The organism is Bacillus sp. N13C7 (assembly GCF_026790065.1).
Taxonomy (GTDB): Bacteria; Bacillota; Bacilli; order Bacillales; family Bacillaceae; genus Bacillus.
In genome coordinates this window covers 17356-40610 of sequence record NZ_JALAMO010000018.1, presented here as the reverse complement: position 1 = coordinate 40610, position 23255 = coordinate 17356, and the positions used below count along the sequence as shown (strand labels likewise).

26 protein-coding genes are annotated in these 23255 nt (G+C 43.8%); all 26 read left to right on the top strand.

Going from position 1 to position 23255, the window contains the following annotated elements:
• The first annotated feature begins 19 nt into the window (after window positions 1-19).
• Entirely contained in the window at window positions 20-247 is a 228-nt protein-coding gene (gene mtrB / locus MOB98_RS17595) for a trp RNA-binding attenuation protein MtrB (RefSeq protein ID WP_003225517.1), read from the top strand.
• Window positions 248-410: 163 nt separating this feature from the next.
• Window positions 411-1166, top strand: a complete 756-nt coding sequence (hepS, locus tag MOB98_RS17590; RefSeq protein WP_268359864.1) for a heptaprenyl diphosphate synthase component 1 — start codon at window positions 411-413, stop codon at window positions 1164-1166.
• 6 nt (window positions 1167-1172) lie between these two features.
• Window positions 1173-1874 carry a demethylmenaquinone methyltransferase gene (gene menG, locus MOB98_RS17585; RefSeq protein WP_268359865.1) on the top strand — a complete coding sequence of 234 codons (702 nt, stop codon included), beginning with the start codon at window positions 1173-1175 and terminating at the stop codon, window positions 1872-1874.
• A gap of 25 nt (window positions 1875-1899) precedes the next feature.
• The gene (hepT, locus tag MOB98_RS17580; protein WP_003246013.1) at window positions 1900-2862 is read left to right on the top strand and encodes a heptaprenyl diphosphate synthase component II; all 963 of its coding nucleotides are present in this window, start codon (window positions 1900-1902) and stop codon (window positions 2860-2862) included.
• A 115-nt stretch (window positions 2863-2977) separates the two neighbouring features.
• On the top strand, window positions 2978-3427 hold the full coding sequence (gene ndk / locus MOB98_RS17575) for a nucleoside-diphosphate kinase (RefSeq protein ID WP_079287909.1): 450 nt from the start codon (window positions 2978-2980) through the stop codon (window positions 3425-3427).
• A gap of 235 nt (window positions 3428-3662) precedes the next feature.
• Window positions 3663-4433, top strand: coding sequence for a protein-glutamate O-methyltransferase CheR (gene cheR, locus MOB98_RS17570; protein WP_268362826.1), 771 nt, complete (start codon window positions 3663-3665; stop codon window positions 4431-4433).
• 74 nt (window positions 4434-4507) lie between these two features.
• Window positions 4508-5680, top strand: a complete 1173-nt coding sequence (gene aroC, locus MOB98_RS17565) for a chorismate synthase (protein ID WP_268362825.1) — start codon at window positions 4508-4510, stop codon at window positions 5678-5680.
• Window positions 5680-6768, top strand: coding sequence for a 3-dehydroquinate synthase (gene aroB / locus MOB98_RS17560; protein ID WP_268362823.1), 1089 nt, complete (start codon window positions 5680-5682; stop codon window positions 6766-6768). The genes aroC and aroB overlap by 1 nt, the downstream gene beginning before the upstream one ends.
• Complete coding sequence (gene aroH / locus MOB98_RS17555; RefSeq protein WP_268362822.1) at window positions 6765-7148, top strand: chorismate mutase; 384 nt, start codon at window positions 6765-6767, stop codon at window positions 7146-7148. Before aroB ends, aroH begins: the two co-directional genes overlap by 4 nt.
• Window positions 7149-7360: 212 nt before the next feature.
• Window positions 7361-8908: an anthranilate synthase component I gene (gene trpE / locus MOB98_RS17550; protein ID WP_268360312.1), complete on the top strand. Its 1548-nt coding sequence runs from the start codon at window positions 7361-7363 to the stop codon at window positions 8906-8908.
• Window positions 8880-9896: an anthranilate phosphoribosyltransferase gene (gene trpD / locus MOB98_RS17545; RefSeq protein ID WP_268360313.1), complete on the top strand. Its 1017-nt coding sequence runs from the start codon at window positions 8880-8882 to the stop codon at window positions 9894-9896. Before trpE ends, trpD begins: the two co-directional genes overlap by 29 nt.
• The gene (gene trpC, locus MOB98_RS17540) at window positions 9889-10641 is read left to right on the top strand and encodes an indole-3-glycerol phosphate synthase TrpC (RefSeq protein WP_268360314.1); all 753 of its coding nucleotides are present in this window, start codon (window positions 9889-9891) and stop codon (window positions 10639-10641) included. Before trpD ends, trpC begins: the two co-directional genes overlap by 8 nt.
• A gap of 4 nt (window positions 10642-10645) precedes the next feature.
• Window positions 10646-11293, top strand: coding sequence for a phosphoribosylanthranilate isomerase (locus MOB98_RS17535; protein WP_268360315.1), 648 nt, complete (start codon window positions 10646-10648; stop codon window positions 11291-11293).
• Window positions 11274-12476, top strand: a complete 1203-nt coding sequence (trpB, locus tag MOB98_RS17530; RefSeq protein ID WP_268360316.1) for a tryptophan synthase subunit beta — start codon at window positions 11274-11276, stop codon at window positions 12474-12476. Before MOB98_RS17535 ends, trpB begins: the two co-directional genes overlap by 20 nt.
• Window positions 12469-13272, top strand: coding sequence for a tryptophan synthase subunit alpha (trpA, locus tag MOB98_RS17525; protein WP_268360317.1), 804 nt, complete (start codon window positions 12469-12471; stop codon window positions 13270-13272). The genes trpB and trpA overlap by 8 nt, the downstream gene beginning before the upstream one ends.
• 10 nt (window positions 13273-13282) lie before the next feature.
• Window positions 13283-14365, top strand: coding sequence for a histidinol-phosphate transaminase (gene hisC / locus MOB98_RS17520; RefSeq protein ID WP_268360318.1), 1083 nt, complete (start codon window positions 13283-13285; stop codon window positions 14363-14365).
• A gap of 48 nt (window positions 14366-14413) precedes the next feature.
• On the top strand, window positions 14414-15529 hold the full coding sequence (locus MOB98_RS17515) for a prephenate dehydrogenase (protein ID WP_268360319.1): 1116 nt from the start codon (window positions 14414-14416) through the stop codon (window positions 15527-15529).
• An 11-nt stretch (window positions 15530-15540) separates the two neighbouring features.
• Window positions 15541-16827 (top strand): 3-phosphoshikimate 1-carboxyvinyltransferase, encoded by a 1287-nt coding sequence (gene aroA, locus MOB98_RS17510; RefSeq protein ID WP_268360320.1) that lies wholly within the window; start codon window positions 15541-15543, stop codon window positions 16825-16827.
• A gap of 349 nt (window positions 16828-17176) precedes the next feature.
• Window positions 17177-18448, top strand: coding sequence for a tetratricopeptide repeat protein (locus MOB98_RS17505; protein ID WP_268360321.1), 1272 nt, complete (start codon window positions 17177-17179; stop codon window positions 18446-18448).
• Between the two features lie 71 nt (window positions 18449-18519).
• Complete coding sequence (locus tag MOB98_RS17500; RefSeq protein ID WP_003225551.1) at window positions 18520-19059, top strand: ReoY family proteolytic degradation factor; 540 nt, start codon at window positions 18520-18522, stop codon at window positions 19057-19059.
• A 54-nt stretch (window positions 19060-19113) separates the two neighbouring features.
• Entirely contained in the window at window positions 19114-19560 is a 447-nt protein-coding gene (locus tag MOB98_RS17495) for a YpiF family protein (protein ID WP_268360322.1), read from the top strand.
• A gap of 142 nt (window positions 19561-19702) precedes the next feature.
• Window positions 19703-20206: a ubiquinol-cytochrome c reductase iron-sulfur subunit gene (locus MOB98_RS17490; protein WP_004398062.1), complete on the top strand. Its 504-nt coding sequence runs from the start codon at window positions 19703-19705 to the stop codon at window positions 20204-20206.
• A gap of 1 nt (window position 20207) precedes the next feature.
• Window positions 20208-20882 carry a menaquinol-cytochrome c reductase cytochrome b subunit gene (qcrB, locus tag MOB98_RS17485; protein WP_003225560.1) on the top strand — a complete coding sequence of 225 codons (675 nt, stop codon included), beginning with the start codon at window positions 20208-20210 and terminating at the stop codon, window positions 20880-20882.
• A 34-nt stretch (window positions 20883-20916) separates the two neighbouring features.
• A complete protein-coding gene (locus MOB98_RS17480; RefSeq protein ID WP_268360323.1) occupies window positions 20917-21684 on the top strand; it encodes a c-type cytochrome in 768 nt (255 codons plus the stop codon).
• A 111-nt stretch (window positions 21685-21795) separates the two neighbouring features.
• Entirely contained in the window at window positions 21796-22389 is a 594-nt protein-coding gene (locus tag MOB98_RS17475; protein ID WP_268360324.1) for a DUF1405 domain-containing protein, read from the top strand.
• 68 nt (window positions 22390-22457) lie between these two features.
• The gene (gene ypjB, locus MOB98_RS17470; protein WP_268367307.1) at window positions 22458-23252 is read left to right on the top strand and encodes a sporulation protein YpjB; all 795 of its coding nucleotides are present in this window, start codon (window positions 22458-22460) and stop codon (window positions 23250-23252) included.
• The last annotated feature ends 3 nt before the right edge of the window (window positions 23253-23255 follow it).

The window sequence follows — 23255 nt, the reverse complement described above, 5'->3', positions numbered from 1 at the left end:
AAGATAGAGGGTGCTATAAATGAACGAAAAGCATTCAAGTGATTTTGTTGTCATTAAAGCGGTTGAGGATGGAGTGAATGTGATTGGCCTGACGAGAGGAACAGACACAAAGTTTCACCATTCCGAAAAACTTGACAAGGGAGAAGTAATCATCGCTCAGTTTACAGAGCATACTTCTGCCATTAAAGTCAGAGGAGAGGCACTCATTCAAACCGCTTACGGAGAAATGAAAAGCGAAAAAAAATAAGCTGGCTGTCCCCGCTGTTAATAGCAAATGCTCGCAAACAGCGGGAGGATACAGCCAATTTCTTTTTTTTATGCTATAATGATACCTGCGTAAGTGAATGAAAAGATAAAACTCATACATAGATTAAGAAATAAATGTGAATTTGGGGACAAGGGTGATATTTTTGCAAGACATCTACGGAACTTTAGCCAATCTGAACACGAAATTAAAACAAAAGCTGTCTCATCCTTATTTAGCGAAACATATTTCTGCGCCAAAAATTGATGAGGATAAGCTTCTTCTTTTTCATGCTTTATTTGAGGAAGCTGACATAAAAAACAATGACAGAGAAAATTATATTGTAACAGCGATGCTTGTACAAAGCGCCCTTGATACCCATGATGAAGTGACGACAGCAAGAGTCATCAAACGAGACGAAAACAAAAACCGCCAATTGACTGTTCTCGCGGGCGATTATTTCAGCGGGCTGTACTACTCTCTGCTATCTGAAATGAAGGATATCTATATGATCCGGACGCTTGCTACAGCCATCAAAGAAATCAATGAACATAAAATTCGTCTCTATGACCGTTCTTTCAAGGATGAACACGATTTCTTTGAAAGTGTCGGCATCGTTGAATCAGCCTTATTCCATCGGGTGGCGGAACACTTCAACCTCCCGCGGTGGAAAAAGCTGTCGAGTGATTTTTTTGTATTTAAGCGGCTTATAAATGGAAATGATACATTTCTGGATGTGATCGGCAGTTTTATACAGCTGGGAAAAACAAAAGAAGAGATACTAGAAGATTGTTTTAAAAAAGCGAAAAACAGCATTGAGTCACTTTTGCCTCTAAATTCACCTATTCAGCATATTTTATTAAACCGCCTGAAGACAATCAGTCAAGATCAAACTTATCATCAGAAAGTGGAAGAAGGGTAAACCATTATGCAGGACTCAAAAGAACAGCGCGTACACGGAGTATTTGAAAAAATATATAAAAACTACGACCAAATGAACTCTGTCATCAGTTTTCAGCAGCATAAAAAATGGCGTGATAAAACGATGCGCATTATGGATGTAAAAGAAGGCGCCAAGGCACTTGATGTATGCTGCGGTACGGCTGACTGGACAATCGCTCTTGCTAAAGCAGCCGGCAAAAGCGGCGAGATCAAGGGATTGGATTTCAGTGAGAATATGCTGAGTGTCGGCCAGGAAAAAGTAAAAGACGGCGGTTTCAGCCAAATTGAATTGCTGCATGGAAATGCGATGGAGCTTCCTTTTGAAGATGATACGTTTGATTATGTCACGATCGGCTTCGGACTCCGCAATGTTCCTGATTACTTGACTGTACTGAAAGAGATGAGACGTGTGGTGAAGCCGGGCGGACAGGTGGTTTGTCTGGAAACGTCCCAGCCGGAAATGTTCGGATTCAGACAGGCTTACTTCATGTACTTTAAGTATATTATGCCGTTTTTCGGAAAACTGTTTGCGAAAAGCTATAAAGAATATTCATGGCTTCAAGAATCAGCCAGAGAGTTCCCTGGAATGAAGGAGCTGGCAGGCCTGTTTGAAGAGGCGGGCTTGAAAAATGTCCAATATCATTCGTTTACTGGCGGAGTCGCTGCCACGCATATCGGATGGAAATGAAAACACAGATGTTTGGGTGAATGATATGAAATTTAAAATGGCCTACTCTTTTTTAAATGACGATATAGATGTGATCGAAAGAGAACTTGAACAAACCGTACGTTCCGATTATCCGCTTTTAAGCGAGGCAGGTCTTCACCTGCTGCAGGCAGGAGGAAAGCGTATTCGGCCTGTCTTCGTGCTGCTTTCCGGTATGTTTGGCGATTACGATATTAATAAGATTAAATATGTCGCCGTCACTTTGGAGATGATTCACATGGCATCTTTGGTTCATGATGATGTCATTGACGATGCGGAACTTCGGAGAGGGAAGCCGACAATCAAAGCAAAGTGGGACAATCGCATTGCGATGTACACTGGAGATTATATGCTTGCGGGATCTCTAGAAATGATGACGAGAATTAACGAACCGAAAGCCCATAGGATTTTGTCACAAACCATTGTTGAAGTTTGTCTAGGGGAAATCGAGCAGATCAAAGACAAATACAACATGGAACAAAATCTCAGAACATATCTCCGCCGTATCAAAAGAAAAACGGCGCTTCTGATCGCGGTCAGCTGCCAGCTCGGTGCTATTGCCTCCGGAGCTGATGAAAAGATCCATAAGGCGCTTTACTGGTTTGGGTATTACGTCGGCATGTCTTATCAAATTATTGATGATATTCTAGATTTTACTTCAACTGAGGAAGAGCTGGGCAAACCGGTTGGAGGGGATTTGCTTCAAGGGAATGTCACATTGCCCGTGCTGTATGCCCTGAAAAATCCAGCATTAAAAAATCAGCTTAAATTGATAAACAGCGAGACAACGCAGGAACAGCTTGAACCGATCATTGAAGAAATCAAAAAAACAGATGCAATTGAAGCATCTATGGCAGTAAGCGAAATGTATCTTCAGAAAGCATTCCAGAAATTAAACACGCTTCCGAGAGGGCGTGCACGTTCGTCACTTGCAGCCATCGCAAAATATATCGGTAAAAGAAAATTTTAATTTTTGTAGATATTAAGAAATTTCTCCACCCCGGATTGATTAATTATCAGAAAGATGTTACGATTTCGGTGAGCAGTGTGAAAGCCTATACATACATAATGATGGGGTGGAGAATGTGATGGAAAAAACGTTTATCATGGTGAAACCAGACGGAGTCCAACGTCAGCTCATTGGAGACATTTTATCCAGATTTGAACGTAAGGGCTTACAATTAGCTGGCGCCAAGTTAATGAGAGTGACTGAACCAATGGCTGAGAAACACTACGCCGAACATCAAGGGAAGCCTTTCTTCGGAGAGCTCGTTGAGTTTATTACTTCAGGACCTGTATTTGCAATGGTTTGGGAAGGCGAAAATGTCATTGAAGTAACGAGACAGCTAATCGGAAAGACAAATCCTAAAGAAGCTTTGCCTGGTACGATTCGGGGAGATTACGGCATGTTTGTCGGAAAAAACATCATTCACGGCTCTGATTCTCTCGAAAGTGCTGAACGCGAGATTAACATTTTCTTTAAGAATGAAGAATTAGTATCATATCAACAGCTCATGGCAGGCTGGATCTATTAATCATTGAGAAATAAGCAACAGAGCCGGCACCAAGTAACGCCGCCGGTTTTCGATTTATTTTGTAAAGGTTTACATTGAAGTGAATAAAGGGTTTATTGGCAGTATGCATCTGTATTCTGCCTTTCCCGACGATCTGAAATCAGCTGAAAAGCTGATTTTTTTATTGAAACAATACAATTTCCTGATAAAACAAGCTATACTAGGACAAAAAGACAGCGAGACTGGGAGAGTAGAGATGGATACATACAGCGTATTTACAACGAAGTGGAAACAATTAACCGGAGTCGATTTGACATTATATAAAGAAGCGCAAATGAAAAGAAGACTGACTTCGCTTTATGAGAAAAAGGGGTTTCAAAGCTTTAAGGATTTTGCGGCAGCATTGGAAAAGGATCAAGCCCTCTTAAATGAAACATTGGACAGAATGACAATCAATGTTTCAGAATTTTATCGTAATTATAAAAGATGGGAAGTTCTTGAAACTGCTATTCTGCCGTTAATCAAGCATTCTAAGCCTTTAAAGATATGGAGTGCCGCCTGTTCGACAGGGGAGGAGCCTTATACACTTGCCATGCTTTTGGATCAGCAAAAAGGTCTTCCCGGTTTTCAGATTCTGGCGACTGATATTGATGACAAAGCATTGGAGAAGGCGAAAAAAGGCGTTTACCAGGAGCGGTCTTTACAGGAAGTGCCATCATCTGTGAAAAATCGTTATTTTACTCAAAATGCAAATGGGAGTTATGAAGTAAAACCGGATATCAAAAAGCATATAACATTTAGAAAGCACAATCTGCTGGCGGATCGATATGAACAAGACTTTGACTTAATCGTGTGCCGAAATGTATTTATTTATTTTACAGAAAGCGCAAAGGAAGAGCTTTATTTAAAAATGGCACATAGTCTGAAAAAGAATGGAGTACTGTTTGTCGGGAGCACCGAGCAAATCTTCAATCCTGAGAAATTTGGCCTGGCACCAGCTGATACATTCTTTTATCAAAAAAGATAGACTGACTTTTTGCTGAAAAATATGTTATAGTAGTCTTACTTAAAAGCGTTAATGCGATGAAGGGAGAAGAAGTCATGAGATATTTAACAGCCGGAGAATCACACGGCCCCCAACTGACAACTATTATTGAAGGTGTGCCTGCCGGGCTTTACATAACGGAGGACGATATCAATTTTGAGCTTGCCAGACGCCAAAAAGGCCATGGCCGCGGCCGCCGTATGCAGATCGAAAAAGACCAGGCCAAAATTATGAGCGGTGTCCGCCATGCCCGTACACTTGGTTCACCAATTGCTCTCGTAGTAGAAAACAATGATTGGAAACACTGGACAAAAATCATGGGTGCGGCTCCGATTACAGAAGATGAAGAAAAGGAAATGAAACGCCAAATTTCCAGACCAAGGCCTGGGCACGCTGACTTAAACGGTGCGATTAAATATAATCATCGTGATATGAGAAATGTGCTTGAGCGCTCTTCAGCAAGGGAAACCACTGTCAGAGTGGCTGCAGGGGCTGTTGCTAAAAAAATTCTTTCCGAGCTTGGCATTAAGGTGGCGGGCCATGTATTGCAAATCGGCGCAGTTAAAGCGGAAAAAACTGATTATACGTCAATTGAAGACCTGCAGCGTGTAACGGAGGAGTCTCCGGTCAGATGCTACGATGAAGAAGCAGGCATAAAAATGATGGCTGCCATTGATGAAGCAAAAGCAAACGGAGATTCTATCGGCGGAATTGTAGAAGTCATTGTCGAGGGAATGCCGGTAGGCGTTGGCAGCTACGTCCATTATGACCGCAAGCTGGACAGCAAGCTTGCTGCTGCGGTGCTGTCAATTAACGCATTTAAAGGTGTGGAATTCGGCATCGGGTTTGAAGCGGCCGGCAGAAATGGAAGCGAAGTCCATGACGAAATCATTTGGGACGAGGAAAAGGGCTATACTCGCGCCACCAATAGACTTGGAGGACTGGAAGGCGGCATGACGACAGGAATGCCGATTATCGTCCGCGGAGTTATGAAGCCGATTCCGACATTGTATAAACCGCTGAAGAGTGTGGATATCGAAACGAAAGAACCGTTTTCTGCCAGCATTGAACGGTCAGACAGCTGTGCAGTGCCTGCAGCAAGTGTAGTAGCTGAAGCTGCTGTTGCATGGGAAATTGCGAATGCAGTCGTTGAACAATTCGGCTTAGATCAAATCGACCGTATTAGAGAAAATGTGGAGAATATGAGAAAACTGTCGAGGGAATTTTAATGAGAACACTGCATGTTCAAACCGCTTCCTCGTCGTATCCTGTTTTTATCGGTCAGGGCATCAGAAAAGAGGCTTGTGATCTATTAACCTCTCTAAACAGGCCTTTAACACGGATTATGCTTGTCACAGATGAAGAGGTGGACCGCCTGTATGGTGATGAAATGCTTCATTTGCTCCAAGAAAAATGGCCCGTAAAAAAAGTGACGGTTCCGAGCGGAGAGCAGGCGAAATCCATGGACATGTACACGAAACTGCAAAGTGAAGCGATTCGTTTTCATATGGATCGCTCCTCATGCATCATCGCATTCGGAGGCGGTGTTGTAGGAGATCTTGCCGGTTTTGTGGCTGCCACTTTTATGCGCGGCATTGATTTCATTCAAATGCCTACGACGCTTTTGGCGCATGATAGCGCAGTCGGAGGAAAAGTAGCTGTGAATCATCCGCTCGGAAAAAATCTAATTGGTGCGTTTTATCAGCCGAAAGCCGTGCTCTATGATACGGATTTCCTGCGTTCTCTGCCCGAAAAAGAGCTTCGGTCTGGAATGGCAGAAGTGATTAAACACGCGTTTATCTATGACAGAGCGTTTCTGGAAGAGCTGCTGAACATCCGCTCACTAAACGATATCACTAGTGATCAGCTGAATGACATGATTTTTAAAGGGATTTCAATTAAAGCGTCTGTCGTTCAGCAGGATGAAAAAGAAGAGGGAATCAGAGCTTACTTAAACTTCGGACATACGCTCGGCCATGCTGTTGAAGCGGAATATGGATACGGACAGATCACTCACGGTGATGCTGTAGCCCTTGGAATGCAGTTTGCTTTATATATAAGCGAAAAAACTGCTGGCTGTGAAATGGATAGAAACCATCTGGTCAGCTGGCTACAAAGCTTGGGGTATCCAAGTCAAATCAAAAAAGAGACGGAAACTTCGGTTCTTTTAGACCGTATGATGAATGATAAAAAAACCCGCGGCGGGAAGATTCAGTTTATCGTGCTCAACGAACTAGGAAAAGTTGCTGATCACACATTTTCCAGAAATGAACTTGAGAGCTGGCTGAACAAATGGCGATTGGAGGAGACATCATGATGATTCGCGGAATTCGCGGAGCAACTACAGTTGAACAAGATACTGAAGAAGAAATTTTACAAAAAACAAAACAGCTGCTGGAGAAAATCATAGAAGAAAACAATACAAAACCGGAAGATGTTGTTCAAATGCTTCTTTCGGCGACACCTGATTTGCACTCCGTTTTCCCGGCAAAAGCTGTTCGCGAGCTTTCAGGCTGGCAATATGTGCCGGTAACCTGTATGCAGGAAATGGACGTAACCGGCGGTCTGAAAAAGTGCATAAGAGTCATGATGACCGTCCAGACAGATGTCCCTCAAGATCAGATCAGACATGTATATTTAGAAAAAGCCGTCGTTTTAAGACCTGATTTATCATTGACAAAAAATACTGAATTGTAATACGATAGGAACAGCTTAGAAATACACAAGAGTGTGTATAAAGCGATTGAAGAGTTGAGTTAGAGAATAGGGTAGCAGAGAATGAGTGTAGTTGAGCTGAGACACGTATGTTTATTCTACCCAAAAGAGCCTTTCTTTTGGGTTTATTTGTTATATCATTTTTTTCCTCTCATGCCATCTTCTCATTCTCCTTGCCATAAGGAGTGAGAGCAATGAATTTCCAATCAAACATTTCTGCGTTTTTGCGGGACAGCTTGTCCCACCACACCATACCGATTGTGGAGACCTTCACAGTCGATACGCTGACACCCATTCAAATGATAGAGAAGCTCGACAGGGAGATCACGTATCTTCTTGAAAGCAAGGATGATACATCCAAATGGTCAAGATATTCATTTATCGGTTTGAATCCATTTCTCACAATTAAAGAAGAGCATAGCTGTTTTTCAGCCGCTGATCAGGACGGCAGATCTCTTTACACAGGAAATGAACTGAAAGAAGTTCTGAACTGGATGAAGACCACGTACAAAATCAAAACGCCAGAACTGGGCATTCCTTTTGTAGGCGGAGCTGTCGGGTACTTAAGCTATGATATGATCCCGCTGATTGAGCCATCTGTTCCACCGCATCCAAAAGAAACAGAAATGGAAAAGTGTATGCTTTTTGTTTGCCGGACATTAATTGCGTATGATCATGAAACCAAAAATGTCCACTTTATCCAATATGCAAGGCTCAATGGACAGGAAACAGAAAACGAAAAAATCGATGTATTTAACCAAAGTCATCAAGAGCTGCAAGTTCTCATTGAAAAAATGATGAATCAAAAAAACATCAAAGAACTGTTTCTCTCTGCTGATTCATATCAGACGCCCAGCTTTGAGACAGTCACTTCTAATTATGAAAAAGCGGCTTTTATGGCTGATGTAGAAAAAATCAAAGAATATATAAAAGCGGGAGATATCTTCCAAGGCGTTTTGTCACAAAAATTTGAGGTTCCGGTAGCAGCAGATGCCTTTGAGTTATACAGAGTGCTGCGCATCGTCAATCCTTCTCCGTACATGTATTATATGAAACTCCAAGACAGAGAAATCGTCGGCAGCTCTCCTGAACGTTTAATCCACGTTCAGGACGGGCACTTGGAAATCCATCCGATTGCCGGAACGAGAAAACGGGGCGCAGACAAAGAGGAAGATGAAAAACTCAAGATTGAGCTGATGAAGGATGAAAAGGAAAAAGCTGAGCACTACATGTTAGTTGATCTAGCCCGGAACGATATCGGCCGAGTGGCAGAGTATGGATCTGTGTCTGTGCCTGAGTTCACAAAAATTGTCTCCTTTTCGCATGTGATGCACATTATCTCAGTAGTTACGGGACGATTGAAAGAAGGCGTCCATCCTGTTGATGCACTGATGTCCGCATTCCCGGCGGGAACGTTAACTGGCGCTCCAAAAATCCGTGCTATGCAGCTTTTGCAAGAACTGGAGCCGACACCGAGAGAGACATACGGTGGCTGCATCGCCTACATCGGATTTGATGGAAACATCGACTCTTGTATTACGATTCGCACAATGAGCATAAAGAACGGTGTTGCATCAATACAGGCAGGTGCTGGCATTGTTGCGGATTCTGTTCCGGAAGCCGAATACGAGGAAAGCTGTAATAAAGCAGGTGCTCTGCTGAAAACGATTCATATTGCAGAAGACATGTTCCATAGCAAGGAGGATGAAGCTCATGAACAAATTTCTACAATTGTGCGTTGACGGAAAAACACTTACTGCAGGTGATGCTGAATCGCTAATGAATATGATGATGACAGCGGAAATGACTCCTTCTGAAATGGGCGGTATATTATCTATCCTTGCTCATCGCGGAGAAACACCCGAAGAGCTCACAGGCTTTATGAAAGCGATGCGGGCACGCGCTCTAACAGTAGATGGACTTTCTGATGTGGTTGATACCTGCGGAACCGGGGGAGACGGTATTTCCACTTTTAATATCTCAACCGCATCGGCAATTGTTGCCTCGGCAGCAGGTGCGAAAATCGCTAAACACGGCAATCGCTCTGTCTCTTCTAAAAGCGGAAGCGCTGATGTTTTAGAGGAGCTAGAGGTTCCAATTCAAACTACTCCCGAAAAAGTCAAAAGAAGCATTGAAACTAACAACATGGGATTTCTTTTTGCACCCCTTTATCATTCATCTATGAAACATGTAGCAGGTACTAGAAAAGAACTAGGATTCAGAACGGTATTTAATCTGCTCGGGCCGCTCAGCAATCCTTTGCAGGCGAAGCGTCAGGTGATTGGGGTTTATTCCGCTGGAAAAGCAAGACTGATGGCAAGCGCACTGGAAACGTTTCAGCCGAAGCATGTCATGTTCGTATCAAGCCGTGACGGTTTAGATGAGCTTTCAATTACAGCACCGACTGATGTGATTGAATTAAAGGACGGAGAGCGCCGTGAATATACGGTTTCACCCGAAGAGTTCGGTTTCACAAATGGCAGACTTGAAGATTTACAGGTGCAGTCACCGAAAGAGAGTGCCTGTCTCATTCAGAATATTTTTAAAAATAAAAGCAGCAGTTCCGCTTTATCTATTACTGCTTTAAATGCAGGTGCGGCGATATACACGGCGGGGATAACCGCCTCACTGAAGGAAGGAACGGAGCTGGCGTTAGAGACAATTACAAGCGGAGGCGCTGCCGCGCAGCTTGAGCGACTGAAGCTGAAAGAGGAAGAGATCTATGCTTGAAAACATCATTAAACAAAAGAAAGAAGAAGTGAAAACACTGGTTCTGCCGGAAGAGCAGCCTTTCGAAAAACGTTCTTTTAAAGAGGCGCTGGCAAGTCCGAATCGGTTTATCGGGTTGATTGCCGAAGTAAAGAAAGCGTCGCCGTCAAAAGGGCTTATTAAAAAGGATTTTGTCCCTGAGCAGATTGCAGCAGACTATGAAACTGCGCAGGCAGATGCGCTGTCTGTTTTAACAGACACCCCGTTTTTTCAAGGGGAAAACAGCTATTTATCAGACGTAAAGCGAACTGTTTCAATTCCGGTACTCAGAAAAGATTTTATTATTGATTCTCTCCAAGTGGAGGAATCGAAAAGAATCGGAGCGGATGCCATATTGTTAATCGGCGAGGTGCTTGATCCCTTACACCTCCATGAATTATATCTTGAAGCAGGTGAAAAGGAGCTGGACGTGTTAGTGGAAGTTCATGATGCATCCACGCTAGAACAAATATTGAAAGTGTTCACGCCTGATATTCTCGGCATAAACAATCGAAACCTAAAAACATTTGAAACATCTATTAAGCAGACAGAACAAATCGCATCTCTCGTTCCGAAAGAATCACTGCTTGTCAGCGAAAGCGGAATCGGTTCTTTAGAACATTTAACATTTGTCAAAGAACAAGGGGCACGAGCTGTGCTTATCGGTGAATCATTGATGAGACAAACATCACAGCAAAAGGCAATCCATGCTTTGTTTGGAGAGTGATAATGTGAAGAAGCCGGCATTAAAATATTGCGGCATCCGGTCACTGCAGGATCTGCAGCTAGCAGCGGACTCACAGGCTGATTATCTGGGCTTTATTTTTGCTGAAAGCAAACGAAAAGTATCTCCGCAAGATGTGAAAAAGTGGCTGAGTCAATTTCATGTCGAAAAACAGGTTGCAGGTGTTTTTGTTAATGAGTCGATAGAGACGATGACACGCATTGCTGAAGACTTGAATCTTGACGTCATTCAGCTTCACGGTGATGAGGAACCGGCGGATGCCGATGCGCTTCGTATGCTGACAGGTTGTGAAATATGGAAGGCGCTGCATCATCATGAGAAAACAACTCAAGAAATAGCTCGCTTTAAAAATGCTGTGGACGGTTTTGTCATTGATTCATCTGTAAAAGGGGAAAGAGGCGGCACTGGTGTTTCTTTTTCTTGGGACTGTGTGCCGGAATATCAGCGGGCAGCTATAGGTAAACGCTGCTTTATCGCAGGCGGCGTGAGTCCGGACACCATCACAGACCTATTGAAATGGCACCCGCTGGGAATTGATCTTGCCAGCGGAATCGAAAAAAACGGACAAAAAGATCAGAAACTGATGAGGCTTTTAGAAGAAAGGATGAACCGATATGTATCCATACCCGAATGAAATAGGAAGATACGGCGATTTTGGCGGGAAATTTGTTCCGGAAACACTCATGCAGCCGTTAGAAGAGGTTGAAACCGCATTTAAAGAGATCAGGGATGATCCTGTTTTTCGTCATGAATATTACAAGCTGTTACATGACTATTCCGGAAGGCCGACTGCATTAACATATGCTGATCGAGTCACTGAATATTTAGGCGGCGCGAAAATCTATTTGAAACGTGAAGATTTAAACCATACTGGTTCACATAAAATCAATAATGCGTTAGGGCAAGCGTTGCTTGCAAAAAAAATGGGCAAAACGAAAATCATTGCTGAAACCGGCGCCGGACAGCACGGCGTTGCCGCTGCAACGGTCGCAGCCAAGTTCGGTTTTTCCTGCACTGTGTTTATGGGCGAGGAGGATGTTGCCCGCCAATCTTTGAACGTTTTCCGCATGAAGCTTCTTGGAGCGGAGGTTGTGCCTGTAACAAGCGGAAACGGCACATTGAAGGATGCCACAAATGAGGCGATCCGATACTGGGTTCAGCATTGCGAGGATCATTTTTACATGATTGGATCAGTTGTCGGACCGCACCCTTATCCGCAGGTCGTCCGTGAATTTCAAAAAATGATCGGAGAGGAAGCGAAGGATCAGCTGAAACGCATTGAAGGCGTTCTGCCTGATAAAGTGGTGGCGTGTGTTGGCGGAGGAAGCAATGCGATTGGCATATTTCAGGCGTTTTTAGATGAAGATGTTGAATTGATCGGCGCTGAAGCAGCCGGAAAAGGAATTGATACCCCTCTTCATGCCGCTACTATTTCGAAAGGAACCGTAGGTGTCATACACGGTTCATTGACTTATCTTATTCAAGATGAGTTCGGGCAAATTATTGAGCCCTACTCCATTTCAGCAGGACTCGACTATCCTGGAATCGGACCGGAGCACGCTTATTTGCATAAGAGCGGCCGAGTCACTTATGACAGTATCACAGATGAAGAAGCAGTGAAGGCTTTAAAACTCTTATCAGAAAAAGAGGGGATTTTGCCGGCAATCGAGTCTGCCCATGCGTTAGCGAAAGCATTCAAACTCGCCAAAGAGATGAATCGCGAGCAAGTGATCCTGGTCTGTTTATCAGGACGGGGAGATAAGGACGTCAACACATTAATGGATGTATTGGAAAAAGAGGTGAAAACGCATGTTTAAAGTGGACCTTCAAGCATCAGAAAAATTGTTTATCCCGTTTATTACAGCGGGGGATCCATCGCCTGAGGTTTCGATTGAACTGGCGAAGTCTCTCCAAAAAGCGGGTGCTACAGCACTGGAGCTTGGTGTTGCATACTCAGACCCGCTTGCAGACGGTCCGGTGATCCAGCGGGCTTCGAAGCGTGCGCTGGATAATGGAATGAATATCGTAAAGGCAATCGAATTAGCCGGAAAAATGAAAAAAAACGGAGTGTATATTCCGATTATCCTCTTTACGTATTATAATCCTGTGTTACAATTGAACAAAGAACACTTTTTCGCTTTACTGCGGGAAAATCATATTGACGGACTGCTTGTTCCGGATTTGCCATTAGAAGAAAGCGCCAGCCTTCAAGCGGAATGCAAAGACCATGAGGTAACGTATATTTCTTTGGTAGCGCCGACAAGCGAAAGCCGTTTGAAAACCATTATTGAACAAGCCGAGGGTTTCGTCTACTGTGTATCTTCTCTAGGTGTAACCGGTATCCGCAATGAATTTAATTCATCCGTGTATCCGTTCATCCGGACAGTGAAGGATCTTAGCACTGTTCCGGTTGCTGTAGGGTTCGGTATATCAAACCGTGAACAGGTCATGAAGATGAATGAAATTAGTGACGGTGTCGTTGTGGGGAGTGCACTCGTTAGAAAAATAGAAGAACTGAAGGACCGGCTCATCAGCGTGGAAACAAGAGAGCAAGCGCTGAAGGAGTTTGAAGATTACGCAACGGCGTTTGGCGGCTTGTACAGTTTAAAATGAGGTGACTGATTTGCGTATTAAAGAACACTTAAAACAGCTGAAGCCTTATCAGCCCGGTAAGCCGATTGAAGCAGTGAAATCAGAATATGGTTTGGATAAAGTTGTGAAGCTTGCTTCAAATGAGAATCCGTACGGCTGTTCAGAAGCTGTAAAAGAGGCGATTCACCTTGAGATTCAACAGCTTGCACTTTATCCTGATGGGTATAGCGCTGCTTTACGGACAAGGCTCAGTGAGCACCTCAATGTCAGCGAAACATCACTTATTTTCGGAAACGGTTCAGATGAAATTATTCAGATCATCTGCCGGGCATTTTTAAACGATAAAACCAACACAATAACTGCTGCCCCGACTTTTCCGCAATATAAACATAATGCGGTCATTGAGGGCGCTGAAGTTCGTGAAGTTGCACTTCGTCCTGACGGCTCACATGATCTAGACGCCATGCTTGAAGCGATTGACGAACAGACACAAATCGTTTGGATATGCAGCCCAAATAATCCGACAGGCACTTATACATCAGAAGGGGAATTACTCGCATTCCTCGAGCGCGTTCCTTCTCGTGTCCTCGTGGTTCTTGACGAAGCATATTATGAATATGTTACAGCAGAGGATTACCCGGAAACCGTGCCGCTTTTAAACAAATACTCCAATCTGATGATCTTGCGGACATTTTCAAAGGCCTACGGTCTGGCAGCGCTCAGAGTCGGATACGGAATTGCTGACGAGAACCTGATTCGCCAGATTGAGCCGGCAAGAGAGCCGTTTAACACGAGCCGTCTAGGCCAGGCTGCAGCAATCGCCGCGCTTGATGACCAAGCGTTTATTGCCTCCTGTGTCGAGCAAAATAATGCAGGTCTTCAGCAATATTATGATTTTGCAAAGACGCATGGTTTAAAGTGCTACCCTTCACAGACCAATTTTGTGTTAATTGACTTTAACCGTCCGGCCGATGAACTGTTTCAGGCTCTGCTGGAAAAAGGCTATATTGTCCGGTCAGGAAATGCATTAGGTTTCCCGACTTCACTCCGGATTACGATCGGTACAAAAGAGCAAAATGAAGAAATTCTTGCAACTTTAGCTGAAATTTTATAAGAGGTGATCAAATATCACCTCTTTAGTCTATAAACCAGGTGATGACGTATGAATCAAATGAAAGATACAATATTGCTCGCCGGTCTCGGATTGATAGGCGGTTCGATTGCGTTAGCGATCAAAAAAATGCATCCCGGCAAACGGATTATCGGAATCGACATCTCTGATGAACAGGTGGTAGCCGCATTAAAATTAGGTGTAATTGACGAGCGTGCTGATTCGTTTATTAGCGGTGCGAAAGAGGCAGCTACAGTAATTATTGCGACACCTGTCGCGCAAACGCTTCTTATGCTTGATGAGCTGGCCCAATCGGGAATTGAACATCAGCTTTTGATTACCGACGTAGGGAGCACAAAGCAAAAAGTGGTTCATTACGCTGATCAAGTGCTGCCCAGCCGCTATCAATTTGTCGGAGGGCATCCGATGGCAGGCTCACACAAATCAGGAGTGACAGCTGCGAAGGAGTTCCTGTTTGAGAATGCATTTTATATTTTAACGCCAGGCCAGAAAACGGACAAACAAGCTGTAGAACAGTTAAAAAACCTGCTGAAGGGAACCAATGCCCACTTTGTAGAAATGTCGCCGGAAGAGCATGATGGCGTGACAAGCGTGATCAGCCATTTTCCGCATATTGTCGCAGCAAGCCTTGTTCACCAAACCCATCAGTCGGAAGAGCTTTATCCGTTTGTTAAGCGCTTTGCTGCCGGCGGGTTTAGAGATATTACAAGGATTGCATCAAGCAGTCCGGCAATGTGGCGGGATATTCTATTACATAATAAAGATAAAATTCTGGATCGTTTTAATGAGTGGACTTGTGAAATTGAGAAGATCCGTACATATGTAGAACAAGAAGATGCGGTAAATTTATTTCGTTATTTTAAAGCGGCCAAGGATTATCGCGATGGGCTGCCGCTTCGGCAGAAGGGCGCCATACCTGCGTTTTATGACTTATACGTTGATGTTCCCGATCATCCGGGTGTGATTTCCGAGATAACGGCTATCTTAGCTGCGGAGCGCATCAGTATCACGAATATCCGCATTATTGAAACACGAGAAGATATTAACGGGATTTTAAGGATCAGTTTTCAGTCTGATGACGACCGCAAACGGGCTGAACAATGCATTGAAGCCCGGGCGGAATATGAAACTTTTTATGCTGATTGAGGTGGAAAATGATGAAAAGAGAAAAGGTGCAGGCCTTAAACGGAGAAATACACATTCCTGGTGATAAATCGATTTCTCACCGCTCCGTCATGTTTGGTGCGCTGGCGAAAGGCACAACAACTGTTAAAAACTTTCTGCCGGGAGCAGATTGTCTGAGCACGATCGATTGCTTTAGAAAAATGGGTGTTCAAATTGAGCAAGACGGCAGCGATGTAGTGATTCATGGAAAAGGAATCGATTCCCTGAAGGAGCCAGAAAGCCTGTTAGATGTCGGAAATTCAGGTACAACGATTCGCCTGATGCTCGGAATTTTGGCAGGCCGCCCTTTTTATAGTGCGGTAGCTGGAGATGAGAGCATTGCGAAGCGTCCGATGAAACGTGTAACGGAGCCTTTGAAGCAAATGGGAGCTAAAATTGACGGCAGAGCCGGCGGAGAGTTTACACCGCTGTCAGTGAGCGGCGCTTCACTAAAAGGGATTGATTTTGTATCACCTGTTGCGAGCGCGCAAATTAAATCTGCTGTTTTGCTGGCGGGTTTACAGGCTGAGGGTACAACAACCGTTACAGAGCCTCATAAATCTCGGGATCATACTGAGCGAATGCTTTCGGCTTTTGGCGTAAAGCTTTCTGAAGATCAAACAAGCGTTTCCATTGAAGGCGGCCAAAAGCTGACAGCTGCCGATATTTTTGTTCCCGGAGACATATCTTCAGCGGCGTTTTTCCTTGCTGCGGGCGCAATGGTTCCAAACAGCAGCATTGTATTGAAAAACGTAGGGTTAAATCCGACTCGGACAGGTATCATTGACGTCCTTCAAAATATGGGGGCAACACTTGAGATTAAACCGTCTGCTCACAGCAGTGCAGAGCCTTATGGAGATTTGGTCATAAAAACATCATCTCTAAAAGCAGTTGAAATCGGTGGTGATATCATTCCGCGTTTAATTGATGAAATCCCTATCATCGCGCTTCTTGCGACTCAAGCGGAGGGAACCACCGTTATTAAGGACGCGGCAGAGCTTAAAGTAAAAGAAACAAACCGCATTGATACCGTGGTTTCTGAGCTTCGTAAGCTAGGTGCTGAGATTGAACCGACAGCAGATGGAATGAAGGTTTATGGAAAACAAACACTGAAAGGCGGCACAGCTGTGTCAAGCCATGGGGATCATCGGATCGGTATGATGCTTGGCATCGCTTCCTGTATAACAGAGGAGCCAATTGAAATCGAGCAGACAGATGCCATTCACGTTTCTTATCCAACCTTCTTCGAGCATTTAAATAAGCTTTCAAACAAATCCTGAAGTTTTTGCTTCAGGTTTTTTTATGCAGATTGACTGTAAGAATCATAATTTGACGCAAAAAAACATAGCTTGTCTTATAGACGGAAAAGAAAAACGAAAAGGGGGGATGCGCTTTACTTACAAGCCGGCAGGTCTGAGAGCTGCTTTACTGTACAGAGGGCGATCTTCCTTTTTTCATTTTCTATCTCAAGATCTTTTGGTAAACTAATAAGACTCAATAATTCCCTGCCGTACAGCAAGCATCTTATTTGCCGAGGGCATTCGTCTGAATTATGATAAGATTAACCCGAACAAATAAAGCTTTTTTGTATGGTTGATGTTGTATAGGAAAAGAAAGGACCGGTCCGATTTGAATACATTGATTCAAGAAGCCATAAAATTAGTTGAAGCAGGAGAAACAGAAAAGGGTCTCAATACTCTCTCGAAGGCCGAAAAACAGCTGCATGATGAAGATAAAGCCATTGCAGCCCAGCTTTATTACGAGTGGGGCAATGTGGAAAAAGCAATATCACTGATCAGTGATTTACATGACTTATATCCAAATGAAACAGAACTGACGAATTTTTACGCTGAACTTTTAATAGATATTGACGAAGAAGAAAAAGCTCTCGCTGTGCTGGAAACCATTCCGGAAACAGATCCATCATATCCGGAAAGTTTGCTGCTGATGGCGGATCTTTATCAGATGCAGGGGCTATTCGAAGTCAGTGAACAAAAGCTTTTACAGGCTAAGTCCATTCTGGACAATGAACCCGTTATTGACTTTGCGCTGGGCGAACTTTACTTTACTCAGGGAGCCTATGCAAAAGCGGTTCAATATTTTAAATCAACGGCTGAGGAGCAGAGTGAGATCGGAGGCGTTAATGTCCATCAAAGATTGGCAGAATCGTTAAGTGCCTCAGGTGAATTTGAAGATGCCATTCCATGGTACGAGAAAGCGGTTGATGAGAATCCTGAACCTAATACGATTTTCGGCTATGGGTTTACAGCCTTACAGGCGGGGCTTGTTAAAACAGCGATTAAGCAGCTGTCTGATTTAAAAGGGCTGGATCCATCTTATTCTTCACTTTATATGCCGCTTTCGAAAAGCTATGAAGCTGAAGGAATGTATGAAGAGGCATTAGAAACGGCAAAAGAGGGTATCAGATATGATGAATATAACAAAGAACTTTTCCTCTATGCTGCAAAAATGGCCTTAAAAATCGGAAAGTCAGAAGATGGGAAGAAGCTGCTCCAAGAGGCGCTTGCGCTTGATCCGGGTTTCGTCGAGGCACTTCATACGCTTCTTGCCGTGTATCATAAAGAAGAGGATTATGAACAGATCATTGATCTTATTCAAGAGGTGCGCGGCTATGGAGAAGAAGATCCGAAATACAATTGGTATCTTGCGAGCGCATATACCGAATTAGAGCAGTACGAAAAAGCAAAACAATCCTTTGAGGCTGCCTTTCTTCACTACCGGGAGGACAGAGATTTCTTATATGAATACGCAAGCTTCCTATTAGAAGAAGGCCTTCAGCAAGAAGCACTGCCGCTTTTGAAAAAGGTTCTGGAAATGGACGGAGCCAATGAAGAGCTGGAAGAAACGATTTTGCGAATCGAGGATGAATTTTCTAGATAAGCAGGAATATTCACCTTTCATGTGGAACATATAAGTATATAGATTATACGAACGATAGAGGAGGGAATTACATGCAGACCCCTGTTTCTGTCAATGAGAAAAAGGATTTTATCCGTTGGTTTTTAAACCATTATCAGTTAAAGCGCCGAGAGTGCGTTTGGATCTTGAACTACTTAATGAGCCATGATTCTCTCATGGAGAAGGTTCATTTTGTAGAGCAGGCAGAATTTTGCCCGAGAGGCATTATCATGTCAACACATTGTGTTGAAGAAGTTCCGTTTCGGTTCTATAAAGAGAATGTCATGACAACCGACGCGGAAAAATCTTTTCATGATATTCGATTAAATAAACAGCAGGATTTGTTTATCCAGCTTAATTTCCGATCAGCATACAGCTCTCCTGAGTATGCCGCAGTGCTGGAGTCCAACCCTCATATTCCGAAGGATCTGTTTGAAAACAAAAAAGATCAGGGCTTGGCTGAACAAATTTTAGAGCACGCTATTTCCACATTCCAAAGAGAAAAATTATTAAAAGACATTGACGATGCGCTTGATCGTCATGATAAAGAAGCATTTGAACAATTATCGCGGCAATTGAATCAGCTCACATAATATAACCAGCCTTGCAATGTATTGCAAGGCTTGCTGTCGTAAAGGGGGAGAACAATGAGGTGGAGAATCACTGATGCCAAGGACTATTTACAAGCTAAAGATTACATTGATACCGCTGTCATTCCATTAATTAACATAAGGGCGGGGAGCCATTTCAAAATGGCTGCGGAGAAAGGCGAATTTACGCAGCTTCTGTCAGAAGAACTGGAAAGGCAGTTAAAGGGACGGGTATATTTACTGCCCCCTTATACATATGTTGATAGAAATGAAAATACCGTTCAAGGGCTTAAAGATTTGTGGGAAGAGCTTATATCAGAATTTCCGCATGTTGTGATGCTCACGTCTGATGATAGTTGGAATCGTGAGGATGCGTTAGGCAAAATCATTGTTACACCGTCTGTTCCGTTAGAGCATTTAAATGACTCTTTAAAAAGAAAAATATTAGATGAACGCACTGCTGAAATTTTGAACGTTTTGTTACAGTTGTGGAGCACATCATAAAAACACTTACATTTCCTTATGAACAATATTTTGGCTATATTGACCTTGCTGAGAGATTCATATATTATGAGGGTGTCTAGAGTTATTGTAATATTTTCTATTTTAGTCAGTTTGCAGGGGTGACCTAGAGGGGGGAGAAGAGATGGGCGGAAAACATGATATATCCAGACGTCAATTTTTAAATTATACGCTTACAGGCGTAGGGGGTTTTATGGCGGCTAGTATGCTCATGCCTATGGTTCGCTTTGCACTCGACCCGGTATTAAAATCGACTGGAAAGCAGGATATGGTTCAGGTTGTCAGCGTAGATGAGTTGACAAAAGAGCCTCAGCGCTTTGATTTCAAAATTAATCAAGTCGATGCCTGGTATGAGTCGGAAGAGTCGAGATCAGCCTGGGTCTTCAAAAACGGGGATGAAATTGTAGCACTTTCGCCAATTTGTAAACATTTGGGATGTACGGTGAACTGGAATAGTGATCCTAAAAATCCGAATAAATTCTTTTGTCCATGCCATTACGGACTGTATGAAAAGGACGGCACCAATGTCCCTGGCACGCCGCCGCTTTCGCCTCTTGATCATTATGAGCAAGAAGTAAAAGACGGCTTCCTGTATCTTGGAAAAGCAAAGCCTAAGGGGGAAGGGTGACATGCTGAACAAAATTTATGATTGGGTAGATGAGCGGCTTGATATTACACCGATGTGGAGGGATATTGCCGATCACGAAGTGCCGGAACATGTAAATCCCGCCCATCATTTCTCTGCGTTTGTGTATTGCTTTGGGGGACTGACGTTTTTTGTAACCGTTATCCAAGTGTTATCTGGAATGTTTTTAACGATGTATTATGTGCCTGATATCAAAAATGCCTGGGAATCAGTCTATTATCTGCAAAATGAAGTGGCTTTCGGCCAGATTGTCAGGGGAATGCACCACTGGGGTGCGAGTCTGGTCATTGTAATGATGTTTTTACATACGCTGAGGGTCTTTTTCCAGGGGGCGTATAAAAAGCCGCGCGAGCTGAACTGGATTGTCGGTGTGCTGATCTTTTTTGTCATGCTCGGGCTTGGCTTTACAGGCTATTTGCTTCCTTGGGACATGAAGGCTCTGTTTGCAACAAAAGTCGGGCTGCAGATCGCTGAAGCCACGCCTTTGATCGGGACGCAAGTCAAAACACTCCTTGCGGGGCACCCGGATATTGTAGGCGCCCAAACGCTGACTCGGTTTTTTGCGATCCATGTATTCTTTCTTCCTGCCGCATTGTTCGGGCTGATGGCTGCACATTTTATTATGATTCGGAAGCAGGGGATTTCAGGACCGCTTTAAACTCTTGATCTGCGAATAAAAGGGAGGGGATGACATGCACCGGGGCAAAGGGATGAAATTTGTAGGCGACTCAAGGATACCGGCTGAAAAAAAGCCGAATATACCAAAGGATTATTCGGAGTATCCCGGTAAAACAGAGGCTTTCTGGCCGAATTTCTTGTTGAAGGAATGGATGGTTGGAGCTGTCTTTTTAATCGGTTTTCTTGTTTTGACAATTGTGCATCAGCCGCCTTTGGAGCGGATGGCGGACCCGACTGATACTGGTTATATTCCGCTGCCGGATTGGTATTTTCTATTCTTATACCAGCTGTTGAAGTATGAATACGCCGCTGGAAGTTTTACGGTGGTCGGTGCCATGATTATGCCGGGGCTCGCTTTTGGCGCCCTGCTTTTGGCGCCGTTCCTTGACAGAGGAACAGAAAGAAGGCCGTGGAAGCGTCCTGTCGCTGTCGGTATGATGCTTCTGGCCATTTCCGCCGCTGTGTTTTTAACATGGCAGTCAGTTGCTACTCACGATTGGGCGAAGGCAGAAGAACAAGGGAAAATCACAAAAGAAGCTGACATTGATACCAGTGCAGAGGGATATAAGATTTTTAAGGAGCAGGGCTGTATTTCTTGCCATGGGGATAACCTTCAGGGAGGAGCGGCTGGTCCTTCATTGGTTGACAGCGGACTGAAACCGGAAGAAATTAAAAAAATTGCTGTTGAAGGGAAAGGCCAAATGCCGGCGGGTGTGTTTAAAGGGAATGATAAGCAGCTCGAAGAACTTGCGAAATTTATTTCTGAAACAACCGCAAAATAACGTATTGTGAATTGTGAATTGGAAGGATATACTTTTATTATCAAAAGCTGACCAGGCGTCAGCTTTTTTATATGGACACATTATTTTTTACAGACTGAGAGTTGATATGATGTGAAATGGTTTCAATATGTGTTAGGACAGCGGCCGATGCTTATTCTAGTCTTAGCCATTAATTTTCTGGGAACGGTTTACGGATACTATTGGTACATGCCGCAGCTTCTGGAGACACCGGCCCGTTACCTTATTTTTGTTCCGGACAGCCCGACAGCAACGTTTTTCTTTCTGTTTGTGCTGCTCGCCTTTATCATGAAACGGAATGTACGATTGTTTGAGGCGCTAGCGCTAGTCACCCTCGTAAAGTATGGCCTGTGGGCGGTCGTAATGAATGTTCTTGTGCTGGCTGTAACAGGTGACCTGCCGTGGGAGGGCTATATGCTGATTGCCTCGCATTTTGCAATGGCAGTCCAAGGGGTGTTGTACAGTCCGTATTTTCGTTTTTCATTTTGGCATCTTGCAATTGCGGCCGTCTGGACGCTGCATAACGATGTGATTGATTACTTGTTTGGAATGATGCCGCGGTACTCCATGCTTTCAGATTATATGACTGACATCGGGTACGGAACATTTTGGCTGAGCATCTTTTCAATCGGGCTGGCTTACTTTCTTGTCGTTTCGAAAAAGCGAACGAAGCTTGATCTGATGTAAGGACAATGTTGGTCTATCCTTGTCCCTTTCTTCATATTCTGTAAGGAGAGAGAGTGGGAGGGACCTGCATGAAACGAAAGCTGACGATCTGTTTGTTGCTTGCTCTTATTTTTTATAATGGAAATGCCAAGGCTGCAGAGCGGGGAAGCCTCGAGGAATTGAATGATTTATCCGATACGGTCTTTCAAATGACCCGCCAGTCGAAATACGAAGAGGCGCTGCAAGTCCTTGCTTACTTTGAAAAAACTTTAAAATCCGCTGAAAAAAAACAGCAAGACCCCACACTAACCGGAGCCCAAATCCGTCAAATCACGCTGGGCTATAACGATATGGTACGGAGTTTGAAACAGGCTGACACGTCTGATACACAGAAACTCAGAGCAGCTGCGCAGTTTAGGATGCTGATGGATGCGGTTGACAATCAGTCCGATCCGCTTTGGGGCTCATTGGAAAAACCGATTATGGAAGCCTTTGCTGAACTGAAGAAGGATGTTCAAAAGAATGAAAGCATGAGCTTTCATGAAAAGTGGAATGAGTTTATCAGTTTATATGACTTGATTTATCCGAGTCTTACAATCGATGTATCAGAGGAGCAGCTTGAAACAGTCGGAAAACATATAGACGTCATTGAGCAAGATGAATTTCAGCAAATGACTGAGAGCACGAAGCTTGAACGGCTGTCCCTTCTTCAGCATGATCTAAAAAATCTTTTTGACAGGGTGGAGGAGGATGATGCCGATCCGTCTTTACTCTGGGTGATGATCACAACCGGCAGTATCATCATTACAGCTCTCTCCTATGTCGGCTACAGAAAATACAAAGCGGAGAAAAAAAAGCAGAAAAAACGGGACTACCCTAAATAAGCA